General features: G+C 45.4%; 10 protein-coding genes and 4 tRNA genes. 12 read left to right on the top strand and 2 right to left on the bottom strand.

The features are described 5' to 3' along the window. Positions 1 to 35 precede the first annotated feature (35 nt). Genes trpA through NI455_RS10400 form a run of 4 tightly spaced genes read left to right on the top strand, consistent with a single transcriptional unit; the run spans position 36 to position 4052 of the window. Positions 36 to 839, top strand: a complete 804-nt coding sequence (trpA, locus tag NI455_RS10415) for a tryptophan synthase subunit alpha (protein WP_129717563.1) — start codon at positions 36 to 38, stop codon at positions 837 to 839. Beyond that, complete coding sequence (gene accD / locus NI455_RS10410) at positions 836 to 1732, top strand: acetyl-CoA carboxylase, carboxyltransferase subunit beta (RefSeq protein WP_005252808.1); 897 nt, start codon at positions 836 to 838, stop codon at positions 1730 to 1732. Before trpA ends, accD begins: the two co-directional genes overlap by 4 nt. After that, positions 1729 to 3012 carry a bifunctional tetrahydrofolate synthase/dihydrofolate synthase gene (folC, locus tag NI455_RS10405; RefSeq protein WP_253114047.1) on the top strand — a complete coding sequence of 428 codons (1284 nt, stop codon included), beginning with the start codon at positions 1729 to 1731 and terminating at the stop codon, positions 3010 to 3012. Before accD ends, folC begins: the two co-directional genes overlap by 4 nt. Continuing rightward, positions 3009 to 4052: an SPOR domain-containing protein gene (locus NI455_RS10400; RefSeq protein WP_005252804.1), complete on the top strand. Its 1044-nt coding sequence runs from the start codon at positions 3009 to 3011 to the stop codon at positions 4050 to 4052. Before folC ends, NI455_RS10400 begins: the two co-directional genes overlap by 4 nt. On the opposite strand, the gene NI455_RS10395 is transcribed toward NI455_RS10400, so the two are convergent. Both NI455_RS10395 and NI455_RS10390 read right to left on the bottom strand, forming a co-directional pair. Further along, positions 4049 to 4657, bottom strand: coding sequence for a dual specificity protein phosphatase family protein (locus NI455_RS10395; RefSeq protein WP_051078820.1), 609 nt, complete (start codon positions 4655 to 4657; stop codon positions 4049 to 4051). The genes NI455_RS10400 and NI455_RS10395 overlap by 4 nt on opposite strands. 239 nt (positions 4658 to 4896) lie before the next feature. Next, entirely contained in the window at positions 4897 to 5538 is a 642-nt protein-coding gene (locus NI455_RS10390; protein WP_195725615.1) for a peroxiredoxin, read from the bottom strand. Between the two features lie 332 nt (positions 5539 to 5870). Between NI455_RS10390 and secA the strand changes: the two genes are divergently transcribed. The 8 genes from secA to NI455_RS10350 all read left to right on the top strand — a co-directional run bounded on the left by secA (position 5871) and on the right by NI455_RS10350 (position 12231). Next, positions 5871 to 8597, top strand: a complete 2727-nt coding sequence (gene secA / locus NI455_RS10385; protein ID WP_253114045.1) for a preprotein translocase subunit SecA — start codon at positions 5871 to 5873, stop codon at positions 8595 to 8597. 138 nt (positions 8598 to 8735) lie between these two features. Next, positions 8736 to 9089, top strand: a complete 354-nt coding sequence (locus NI455_RS10380; protein ID WP_004281675.1) for a hypothetical protein — start codon at positions 8736 to 8738, stop codon at positions 9087 to 9089. Between the two features lie 158 nt (positions 9090 to 9247). After that, positions 9248 to 10468: a bifunctional glutamate N-acetyltransferase/amino-acid acetyltransferase ArgJ gene (argJ, locus tag NI455_RS10375; RefSeq protein WP_004645182.1), complete on the top strand. Its 1221-nt coding sequence runs from the start codon at positions 9248 to 9250 to the stop codon at positions 10466 to 10468. A gap of 153 nt (positions 10469 to 10621) precedes the next feature. After that, positions 10622 to 11689: a quinolinate synthase NadA gene (gene nadA, locus NI455_RS10370; RefSeq protein ID WP_253114043.1), complete on the top strand. Its 1068-nt coding sequence runs from the start codon at positions 10622 to 10624 to the stop codon at positions 11687 to 11689. 151 nt (positions 11690 to 11840) lie between these two features. After that, positions 11841 to 11917: transfer RNA gene (locus tag NI455_RS10365), tRNA-Pro, on the top strand. Positions 11918 to 11951: 34 nt separating this feature from the next. Continuing rightward, positions 11952 to 12028: transfer RNA gene (locus NI455_RS10360), tRNA-Arg, on the top strand. 33 nt (positions 12029 to 12061) lie between these two features. Further along, a tRNA-His gene (locus NI455_RS10355) sits at positions 12062 to 12137 on the top strand. Positions 12138 to 12154: 17 nt separating this feature from the next. After that, positions 12155 to 12231, top strand: a tRNA-Pro gene (locus tag NI455_RS10350). The last annotated feature ends 248 nt before the right edge of the window (positions 12232 to 12479 follow it).

Genomic DNA, 12479 nt, shown 5'->3' with positions numbered 1-12479 from the left:
TCAAGTTTGAAACACGTTAAGGAAAATACCACCCTATGTCACGTTTAGCCACACGATTTGGACAACTTAAATCTCAACAGCGTAAAGCTTTAGTTTCTTATGTCATGGCGGGTGATCCGCATCCAGAAGTCACAGTGCCTTTGCTGCATGAGATGGTGGAGGCGGGTGTCGATGTGATTGAGCTAGGACTTCCTTTCTCGGACCCGATGGCAGATGGGCCGGTGATTGCGCTAGCTGCTGAACGTGCTTTGGCAGGTGGAACCAATACGCTAGATGCCCTGCACATGGTGAAAGAGTTTCGTTTGAAAGACCGCGAAACACCGGTGGTGCTGATGGGTTATCTGAATCCGGTTGAAGTAATTGGCTATGAAAAGTTTGTGGCTTATGCCTATGAATGTGGAGTAGATGGTGTACTGCTGGTGGACTTGCCACCAGAAGAAGCACAAGGTCTGGGTGAAGTACTGGAAAAATATGATATGGATCAGATTTTCCTGCTGGCACCAACTTCAACCGATGCACGTATTCAACACGTAGCGAAACAGGCCAGCGGCTTTATTTACTATGTGTCACTGAAAGGCGTGACCGGTGCAGCAACTTTAGATGTGTCTGAAGCCGCTACACGCATTCAAAAGATTAAAGCTGTGACTGATGTTCCTGTAGGCGTAGGTTTCGGTATCAGTGATGCTGCATCTGCGAAAGCGATGGGTGTTGCTGCCGATGCAGTTATTGTGGGTAGTGCGTTTGTAAAGCAGTTTGCAACGCTCGCACCAGAACAAGCCGTTATTGCGACGGTGAATAAAGTCAAGGAGCTTCGAGCAGCGCTCGATGAGTTAGTATGAGTCAACAACTGAAATCAGGCAAAATTCTGAGCCCATCGACCCCATGGACGGAGCGTACTGTTCCGGGCATTCAGGTACCCGATGAGCAAACGGCATATAAAGCGACATTTACCGAGCCTACGATTGAGTGCCCTGAATGTCATGCATTGGTGACCCGTACTGCCATGTCATTCAATGCCTATGTATGCCCGCAATGTGATGAGCATTTGCGCATGAAAGCCCGTGAACGTCTGAACTGGTTCTTTGATCAGGTACAGACAGAATTGGGTCAGGAATTTATAGCCAAAGATCCGCTGAAATTTGTCGATAGTAAAGCCTATCCAGACCGTATGGCGGAAGCACAAAAGAAAACCGGTGAAACCGAAGCGCTGGTGGTGATTCAAGGTTTGCTGAAAGGCGTACCGATGATTGCCTGTGCGTTTGAGTTCGACTTCATGGGCGGTTCTATGGGGACTGTGGTCGGTGACCGCTTTGTTCAGGCTGCAGAACATGCGATTGAAGCTCGTCAACCTTTGATCTGTTTTGCTGCTTCGGGTGGTGCTCGTATGCAGGAAGGCATGTTGTCCCTGATGCAAATGGCGCGTACTTCGGCTGCGATCCAGCGTTTAAAAGAAGCGGGTCTGCCTTATGTAGTGGTATTGACTCATCCGGTCTACGGTGGTGTGACCGCATCATTGGCGATGCTGGGTGATGTACATATTGCTGAACCAAAAGCGATGATTGGCTTTGCCGGTAAACGTGTAATCGAACAGACCGTACGTGAAAAGCTGGAAGAACCGTTCCAACGCGCGGAATACTTGCTTGATCATGGGGTAATCGATCAGATTGTTCACCGTCATGCATTACGTGATACAGTTTATCGTATCGTTACGAAGTTGATGAATTTGCATTGAACACAGCACCATTAGCAACAGATTCTTTAAACACATGGCTCGAGTATTGGAGCCATGTTCACGTTACGGGTATTGATTTAGGTCTGGAGCGCGTTATTCCGATGGCTGAAAAGCTGGGCGTGACATCTCCAGAGGCCAAAGTGCTAACAGTGGCGGGAACCAATGGTAAGGGTTCAACCACCACTACACTAGCCGCGATCCTGAATGCGCAAGGCTTCAAGGTCGGGCTATATCAGTCTCCACACGTGTACCGTTTCAATGAACGCGTGAAATTACGCGGCATTGAAGTGGAAGATCAGTTGCTGATTGATGCTTTTGTTCAGGTCGATCAGGCTCGTCGCGAATGCGGTTTGAGCCTGTCTTTCTTTGAAGCCACGACACTGGCTGCTTTTGTGATTTTTAAAGATCAATGCTGTGATGTCTGGGTGCTGGAAGTCGGCTTAGGCGGCCGTCTGGATGTGGTCAATGTGGTCAATCCGGATGTTGCGGTGATTACCAATATTGGTCTGGATCATACTGACTGGCTTGGTGACACCATCGAGAAAATTGCTTTTGAAAAGGCCGGAATTATCCGCCCGGATATTCCCGTGGTGTTTGGTGGACAGCAACAGATCCCGCAAGCGATTCTGGATAAATCCCAAGAATGCAATGCGCCCTTGTATGCAATCAACCGGGATTATTTTTATGAAGCGTTTGAAGATGGCCAAAGCTGGGCTTTTGCTTCTTCGGGTACGACCTTAAAACTCCCTAAAGGTTCACTGGCATTAGATAATATTTCTACCGCCGTGGCTGCCATTCTGCTGAGCGGATTAAACGTCAGTCAACAGGCAATTGCACAAGGAATTCAAACGGCAAAATTGCCGGGACGTTTTGAAGTTCGTCAAATCCAGAATAAAACCGTGATTTTTGATGCAGGACACAACCCGCATGGGGTCGAATTTCTACTGAAACAATTACGAGATTATTTAAATTACAATCAAAAATATAATGAAGTCATTTGTGTATTTTCAATGCTGGCAGATAAAGATATAAATTCTGTCGTCAAGTTATTGAAAGACACGGTGCAATTGTGGAAAATTGCACCATTATCCGTTCCACGTGCAGCAGACGTCACAGTTTTGGCTGATGCTTTAAACGGTGAGGCGGTAGAACAATTTGACAATGTAAAATTAGCTTTTAAATCAGCACTGGATCAAACAGATAATAATCAGCTGATTTTGGTATGTGGATCATTTCATACATTAGAAGCGGTATGGGAGTATTTGGAAGAATGTCAATGAATAACAAACAGCGCTGGATGGGCGGTGTTGTTTTACTCGGTGGTGGTGTTTTATTGGCAGCATTACTCCTGAAAGGCCAAGATGAAATCAATCAGGACCGTCAGCAAAATCCGGCACAGGCTGCGGAAGTTGAAAATAAAGAGACAGGCAATCATTCGCTCGGTTCTTTGACGGTCGATGTGGAAACAGAAAAGCGTTTACTTGAACAGCAACGTCGTGACCGGGAAAAATCGGTTGCAGAGCAGGAAGCACGTGCAGCCGAATTTTTAGCGATGCAACAGCAGGCTGAAGCAGATGCTGCGCGTAAAGCGGCTGAAGAATATGCTGCCCTGAATGCACACCGCCTGGGACAGCAAAGTTCCGATAATATTCCGCCAGAACTGGTTGAAGACGAACAGGCCAAGCAGAAACGTCTGGCTGAAGAAAAAGCGGTGCAAGAAAAAAAGTTAGCCCAGCAGCAGCTGGACCAACAAAAAGCCAATAGTTCTACTGATGCAGCCAAGAAAGAAGCAGAGCGTAAAGCTGCTGAAAGTAAAGCCGCTGAAGAAAAACGCAAGTTAGAGCAACAGCAAAAAGCCGAAGCAGAACGTAAGGCGGCTGAAGCAAAACGTAAAACCGAGGAAGAGCGTAAAGCGGCTGAAAAGAAAGAAGCTGAACGTAAAGCAGCCGAAGAAAAACGTAAGGCCGACGAAAAGCGTAAAGCTGAAGAAGCTAAGAAAAAGGCTGCAGCCGAAGAAGCCAAGAAGAAAGCAGAAGCTGAACAGGCGCGTAAGTTACTGGAAGGTGAAGAGGACAAGCAATGGATGGTGCAGGTGGCACTGGCAGCGAATGAAGCCAATGCAGATGCTGTAGCAGCCAAACTGCGTGCCAAAGGTTATAAAGTAACCAAAAGCTCAACGTCTAAAGGTGTACGTATCATGGTGGGTCCGTCCAAAGACCGTGAGACTGCAGATGCACTTCGTAAGAAAATTGCGTCTGATGCCAGCCTGAATATGAAATCAGCTTGGGTGAACGATTGGGTGCCGCTAGATAAGCGTTAATTCTTAGTATTAATCAAAGTTTCTGTAGATGGATTCGTGAGTTGCTCGCGAATCCATTTTACATTTTCAGGGGTAAATAAATTTTCAATATTGTGCCAAATGGCATGAAAACCATATCCGCCATGTTTCATTTCCTGTAGTGCCTGCTCAATCGGCCAATGTTCAAAAATAATCCGGTACATGGCGACACTTGCACCAGTTCGGTCTGAACCGTGATAACAATGCAAGAGCACCTTCTGGTGATTTTGTTGTGCTTGCTGAATCAGTAGCATAATTTTCAATAAATCTTCCCGATCAATTGCCCAGGTATGTATGGGTACATGATGTAGCTGAAAGTTTTCATTGCTCAAAACAAAGCTGTCTTGATCCCGTGAACGTAAATTAATAACTACATCGATTTGATGCTTTTTTAATAAAGGAATGAGTTCAGTTGAAGGCTGCTCACTACGATAGACAAAATTGCTGATTTGATGAAAATTATGATTCTGATGAATGGGCTGTCCCCAATGCTGAGGACGTTGAGGTTCAGGCAGGGCAGGCGTAGTCATGCAACCTGTGGTTAGGAGGTAGCCACTCATGAGGATTGGAAATATGCAGATTTTCATACAGAGCATAGATGTTGTTTTTGTTATTTCAAGTTTAAAGTGGATATGAGATTTTGAATATAAAAAAGCCTATCCGAAGACAGGCTGTATAGAGAAATCGAACCCGTAGCACGTCAATGTAGTATTCGATAAAGCATAAAATGTGGAAAATAGAGTTTCTCTTATTCTTTACTACGAGCTCCATCTTATCCTGTGCTACGCGCTTCGCTTGTCTTGCGCAAAATTAAAAAGGAGTCCTTTTAATTTTGCTCAGGATGTGGCGTTAAGCGCAGGTAAGGTTTAACCGCGGTATAACCTTTTGGAAAACGTTGCTTGATTTCTTCTTCATCTTTCAGTGAAGGGACAATCACCACATCATCACCGTGCTGCCAGTTCGCAGGCGTGGCCACTTTATGTTTATCGGTGAGTTGAAGTGAATCCACCACACGCAAGATTTCATGGAAATTACGACCGGTCGATGCAGGATAAGTAATAATCAAACGGACTTTTTTGTTGGGATCAATGACCACTAAAGAACGAACTGTTAGCGTTTCGCTGGCATTCGGATGAATAAAGTCATACAGCTCGGAAACTTTGCGATCCTGATCGGCAATGATCGGGAAATTCACCGTGGTGTTTTGGGTTTCATTGATATCTTTAATCCAGCCATGATGCGATTCAACATCATCGACCGACAAGGCAATGGCTTTCACGCTACGTTTTGCAAACTCGTCTTTCAGTTTTGCGGTATAGCCAAGCTCAGTCGTACATACTGGTGTATAGTCAGCAGGGTGTGAAAATAAAATGCCCCAGCTATCACCCAGAAAGTCATAAAAATTAATCAGGCCTTCACTGGATTGCTGTTCAAAATTCGGTGCGGTATCGCCTAGACGTAAACTCATCTTTTTAGCCTCAATTGGTCTTTTAGTGTCGAGATACGATTTAATATGAATCAATTTTTTTATGATTAAAAATAGTGTTTTTTGCTTTCTTTATGAGTAAATTGCATAAGTAGGATATCCATCTATCCAGAAGCGCAAAAATCAGTCACCTAATTGACTATGTTGCACAGGGAAAATTTGCTACATTACTTTGCCTTAGATCTTAGGGCTAGAACTAAGGATCAGATTTTTTTAGCGGTTTTACAGCAAAACCCTTGTAGTTCAAATTTCTAGCACCATAATAACGACTAAGAACATATTCATTTGACAAGCAAGATTTAGAGAGTCTATTCATGTTGGCAAGTCTGATCGGAGGAATCTTCGGTACCAAAAATGAGCGCGAACTCAAACGCATGCGTAAAATCGTAGACAAGATTAATGTGCTCGAGCCGACGATATCTACCCTTAGCGATGCAGACTTATCTGCAAAAACTGAAGAATTCAAACAACGATATAATAAGGGTGAAACCCTCGATAAACTATTGCCTGAAGCATTTGCAGTCTGTCGTGAAGCCGCGAAGCGGGTGATGGGCATGCGTCATTATGACGTGCAGCTGATCGGTGGTATTACCTTGCATGAAGGTAAAATCGCAGAAATGCGTACCGGTGAAGGTAAAACCCTGATGGGTACTTTGGCCTGTTATCTGAATGCCATCAGTGGCCAAGGTGTACATGTCATTACCGTGAACGATTACCTGGCGCAACGTGATGCCGAGTTAAACCGTCCATTATTCGAATTTTTAGGTCTAAGCATCGGCATTATTTATTCCATGCAAAATCCGATGGAAAAAGCGGAAGCTTATCGTGCCGATATTACTTACGGTACCAATAACGAATTTGGCTTTGACTACCTGCGTGACAACATGGTGTTCTCGCTAGCAGAGAAAAAGCAGCGTGGTTTGACCTATGCCATTATCGATGAGGTCGATTCGATCCTGATTGATGAAGCGCGTACCCCGTTGATTATTTCCGGTCAAAGTGAAGATTCTTCACAGCTTTATGCAGCCATCAATAATATTCCACCAAAATTACAGGCACAGAAAGAAGAGAAAGTGCCGGATGGCGGTCACTTCTGGATTGATGAAAAACAGCGTTCAGTTGAAATTACGGAAGTGGGTTTTGAAACCATTGAAAGTGAATTGATTGAAATGGGCTTGCTGGCAGAAGGCGAGAGCCTGTATTCAGCGTCGAACCTGAACCTGTTGCATCATGTCACTGCAGCGATTCGTGCGCATTATCTCTATCAACGTAATGTCCAATACATCATCAACGATGGTGAAGTGATTATTGTCGATGAAAATACCGGTCGTACCATGCCGGGACGCCGTTGGTCTGAAGGCTTGCACCAAGCCGTAGAAGCCAAAGAAGGTCTGGAAATCCAGCCAGAAAACCAGACTCTGGCAACCACAACCTTCCAGAACTATTTCCGTCTGTATAAAAAATTATCCGGTATGACCGGTACTGCTGATACCGAAGCAGCGGAAATGAAAGAAATTTATGGCCTGGATGTGGTACTGATTCCGACTCACCGTCCAATGATTCGTCAAGACCATAACGATTTAATTTACTTAAATCGTGAAGGGAAATATAACGCGATTATTCAAGAAATTCAGCGTGTGCATGAAGCAGGTGTTGCGCCAATCTTGATTGGTACAGCAACGATTGAAGCTTCTGAGATTCTGTCGGATAAGCTAAAAGCTGCAGGGATCCAGCATGAAGTACTGAATGCCAAACAGCACGAACGTGAAGCCGATATTATTGCGCAGGCCGGTGCGCCGCGTGCAGTGACGATTGCCACCAACATGGCCGGTCGTGGTACCGACATTTTGCTCGGTGGTAACTGGAAAGCATTACTGGCTAAAATTGAAAACCCGACTCCTGAAGATGAAACGCGTCTGAAAGCAAAATGGGATGTTAATCACCAGGCCGTGCTGGATTCTGGCGGTTTGCATATTATCGGTTCTGAGCGTCATGAATCACGCCGTATCGATAACCAGCTGCGTGGTCGTGCTGGTCGTCAGGGTGACCCGGGTGTATCACGTTTCTACCTGTCACTTGAAGATGACTTGATGCGTATTTTCGCCGGTGATCGCGTAGTCGGCATGATGCGTGCTATGGGCTTGCAGGAAGATGAAGCGATTGAGCACAAAATGGTGTCTCGTTCGATTGAAAATGCGCAGCGTAAAGTGGAAGCACGTAACTTCGATATTCGTAAGAACTTGCTAAAATACGATGACGTCAATAACGAACAGCGTAAGATCATTTATAGTCAGCGTGACGATATTCTGGCAGAAAATTCACTGCAGGATTATATTGAAGAAATGATCCGTGAAGTGATGCAGGGTGTGATCGCCAACTATATTCCGCCTGAATCGATTCATGACCAGTGGGATATTGAAGGTCTGGAGCTGGCGCTGCGTGAAGATCTTTCGATGGATCTTCCTATCGGACAATGGCTGGAACAGGATCGTCGTCTGGATGAAGAAGCCTTGGTGGTGCGCATTACCGATGAAGTGCTGAACCGCTACCGTTCACGTCGTGAACAAATGGGCGAGGAATCTGCAGCATCGCTTGAACGTCACTTTATGCTGAATTCTCTGGACCGTCATTGGAAAGAGCATCTGGCAGCTATGGACTACTTGCGTCAGGGTATTCATTTACGTGGTTATGCGCAGAAGAATCCGGAGCAGGAATATAAAAAAGAAGCTTATAACCTGTTTGTAAACATGCTGGGTACGATTAAGTCCGATGTCGTGACAGATCTGTCACGCATCCACGTACCGACCCCTGAAGAGCTGGCGGAAATGGAAGCACAGCAGCAGGCACAGGCTGAGGCAATGCGTTTGCAGTTATCTCATGAAGAGTTTGACGGCTTGCTGGCAGGTGAACATGAGGTGACGACCGAGCAAAATGCTCAGGCGAATCCTGTAGCACCAGTCTTTGAAGCACCGGCAAGTCGTAATGCGCCTTGTCCATGTGGTTCAGGTCTGAAATACAAACAGTGTCATGGCAAGATCTAAACGCTATTAAAAATCAGAGCCCCATGGCTCTGATTTTTTTATGTATGAAGATTTTTCAGAAATTGAATACTGTTTGCAGTCTTAGGAATTAAATGCTATTTAATGGCTCATTCAACACCTCAAAGTGGAATAACCTGAATGAAAAAAGTATTAAAAACGCTCATGATTGCCGTTTTGGCAATGCCTGCCTTAAGTTTTGCACAAACTGCAGCGACCACAACAATTGATAAAGTTCAGCAAGCGGTGGGTACTAACACTGCTCAAGTACAACGTACCGATGCACAAGTGACTGTAGCAAGCCCACGTACCGGCATCCGTTATACCTTTGCCAACCAGAATCGTCCGATTGTGTTGCAGACGGCTGCGATTGCAGCTGCCAATGCGGCAAATGCAGACCGTATTGTTGCTACAAATCCGGCACTTTCTACTGCAAGTCAACAACAGGCGAAACAGGCTTTGCTAAGCGAATCTGGACAACTTGCACAAAATTAAAAATATCTTATTTTAAAAATGTAGAAACCAGTCTTGATGACTGGTTTTTTATTGTGAAAATCCATAACAAATCTCAGGCTGGCTCAGGCTTTGGCTCGATTTTTTGTTGCAGATCAACTAAGCTGTATTTTTCTAAAACTTCAATATTGGACTTTAAAATGGCAGTTGGTGACGTATCTATGCCACAGATGCATGTGGTGAAAGGGGTTAAAATTGGTTCGGCTGAAGCCTATGTGCGCTATCAGAACCGACGTGACCTGGTGATATTTGAACTGGCTGCAGGCTCCAATGTTGCAGGGGTGTTTACCCAGAATGCCTTTTGTGCAGCACCAGTGCATGTATCTAAAGCCCATTTGCAAGCGGGTAATCCACGTTACCTGGTAATCAATACCGGAAATGCCAATGCAGGAACAGGCCCTACAGGCATGGCAAATGCAGAAGCCACCTGTGCCAAGCTGGCTGAACTTGCAGGCGTACAGGCTGCTGAAGTGTTGCCATTCTCGACTGGTGTGATTGGTGAGCAGCTTCCAATGGAGCGTTTGCTTACAGGTTTACAGCCTGCGCTGGATTCATTGCGTGATGATGCCTGGGTCGATGCAGCAACTGGAATCATGACCACAGATACCACCCCGAAAGGTGCTTCAGAACAGTTCGAGCTGGATGGTGTGACTTATACCATGACCGGTATTTCCAAAGGTGCAGGCATGATTCGTCCCAATATGGCGACCATGCTGGGTTATGTTGCGACGGATGCACCGATCAGCCGTGAACTGGTTCAACAGTTATTAACTGAAACAGTCAATGTATCGTTTAACCGTATTACAATTGATGGCGATACCTCAACTAATGACTCGTGTATTTTTATTGCCACAGGTCAGGCCGGTGGTGCTGAAATCACTTCGACTGAAGATCCACGTTATGCAGTGGTGCTAGACGTATTGACACGTACCATGAAACGCCTTGCGCAACTGATTGTACGTGATGGTGAAGGTGCGACTAAATTCATTACCGTGACTGTAGAAGGTGGTGGCAATACTCAAGAGTGCTGCGATATTGCCTATAGCATTGCGCATTCACCGCTGGTCAAAACCGCAATCTTTGCTTCTGACCCAAACTGGGGCCGTATTCTGGCAGCGATTGGTTATGCCGGTGTGCCAAATTTAGACGTTGCAAAAATTCAGGTTTGGTTAGATGATGTGCAAATCTGCAAAGATGGTGGTGCGGCAGCAGACTATACTGAAGCAGCCGGTGCACGTGTGATGGCCCAGGCTGAAATGACGATTCGTGTTGATCTTGGACGAGGTCAGGCAAAAGATACGGTTTATACCTGTGACCTGTCGTATGACTACGTAAAAATCAATGCAGATTATCGCTCATAATTCAGATTGTTTATAAAGCCTCCGTTGTGGGGCTTTTTTTATACTTAATGATTTTTAATGACTGGTCAAAAATAGCATTTCGCCAGAGATGACCGGGATGTAGGGTGAAAGGTTCATTGAATAGTGAACCATGAGGGTAGAGTAAGAGTTGTTATGAATGATGCGACCAAATTAATAGCCAATGAAGCTAAATCGATTGTGCAGGCGCATTTAGATCGTTTAGGTGTTCCACAAGAACATCAAATGAGCCAGCAGGAAAAATTGGACAAATTTGCACAGATCAAGGCAGAGCTAGAAAAACAGGATGCTGTTTTGGTGGCGCATTATTATTGCGACCCTGAAGTCCAAGAGCTGGCTGAACTGACGGGGGGCTGTGTTTCCGATTCACTGGAAATGGCGCGTTTTGGTCGCGATCATCCAGCTTCAACGCTTGTGGTAGCTGGTGTGAAATTTATGGGCGAAACCTCTAAAATTCTTTCACCCAATAAAACCGTGCTGATGCCAACTCTGGAAGCGACCTGTTCACTGGACTTAGGTTGTCCTGTCGATGAGTTTACCGCTTTTTGTGATGCGCATCCGGATCATACCGTGGTGGTGTATGCCAACACGTCAGCGGCCGTGAAAGCCCGGGCCGATTGGGTCGTCACTTCAAGTTGTGCAGTGGAAATTATCGAACATCTGGACAGTCTGGGCGAAAAAATCATCTGGGCACCCGATCAGCATCTGGGGCGTTATATCCAGAAAAAAACCGGTGCAGAGATGTTGCTCTGGGATGGCGCCTGTATCGTGCATGAGGAATTCCGTTCACGCGGTATTGCCAATATGAAATCACTCTATCCAGATACTGCGGTTCTGGTACATCCTGAATCACCGATGTCTGTAGTCGAGATTGCCGATGCTGTGGGTAGCACTTCGCAACTGATTAAAGCAGCGCAGACTTTGCCGCATCAACGTTTAATCGTGGCTACTGATCGCGGCATTTTTTATAAAATGCAGCAGGCAGTACCGGATAAAATCCTGATTGAAGCACCAACCGCAGGAGAGGGGGCGACCTGTCGTTCTTGTGCGCATTGTCCTTGGATGGCCATGAACGAGCTGGATGGTATCTTGCATGTGTTACAGCATAAAGATCAGGAAGTCTATGTCGATCCTGCACTTGCTGAACGAGCGAAACTGCCTCTAGATCGCATGCTGAACTTTAGTGCTGGTCTAAAACGTTAAAATTTGTATAAAAAATGTCTGAAGTGATTGATAAATAAACGCTTGAAGCGTTTTTTCGGTTTTTTTTAAATATAGGTGTTGACGTCTCCGGGCGTCACGCCTAGAATGCACACCGTACCGAACGATGTTCGATACGAAAGCTGAGATGAATCGGAGCATAGCACAGCCTGGTAGTGCACCTGGTTTGGGACCAGGGGGTCGTAGGTTCGAATCCTACTGCTCCGACCAATTCTTCAAGGCAAATGATGTTTGCATCAGTAACGCGCTTGTAGCTCAGTTGGATAGAGCATCCGCCTTCTAAGCGGATGGTCACAGGTTCGAATCCTGTCAGGCGCGCCATTTGGTCGCTTGATGTTAAGAATCAAAATGATGGTGGATGTAGCTCAGTTGGTAGAGCCCTGGATTGTGATTCCAGTTGTCGCGGGTTCGAATCCCGTCATTCACCCCAACTTTTAAAGTTGAAATCGGAGCATAGCACAGCCTGGTAGTGCACCTGGTTTGGGACCAGGGGGTCGTAGGTTCGAATCCTACTGCTCCGACCATCTCCTTCAAGATGGTCGAGATAAAAGATACCGCGTTAAGCGGTTTTTTTATGCCTGAAATTTGATAATACTCTAAAAATAATTTTATTCTTACATTAAAATCATTATAAAAATCTTGCGATTGTATAAATAATCATCGATATTTATTTTTATGCTTCTAGGGTGTGTTGACACTTTTAGCTTAAAAAAATAGCGAAGTAGTAAAATCAAATCGCCAAACCCAATTTTACTATTCGCTATGCCTCGTA

The sequence above is a fragment of the Acinetobacter lwoffii genome (assembly GCF_024129435.1).
Lineage (GTDB): Bacteria > Pseudomonadota > Gammaproteobacteria > Pseudomonadales > Moraxellaceae > Acinetobacter > Acinetobacter lwoffii_F.
This window is presented reverse-complemented; position numbering and strand designations above follow the sequence as displayed.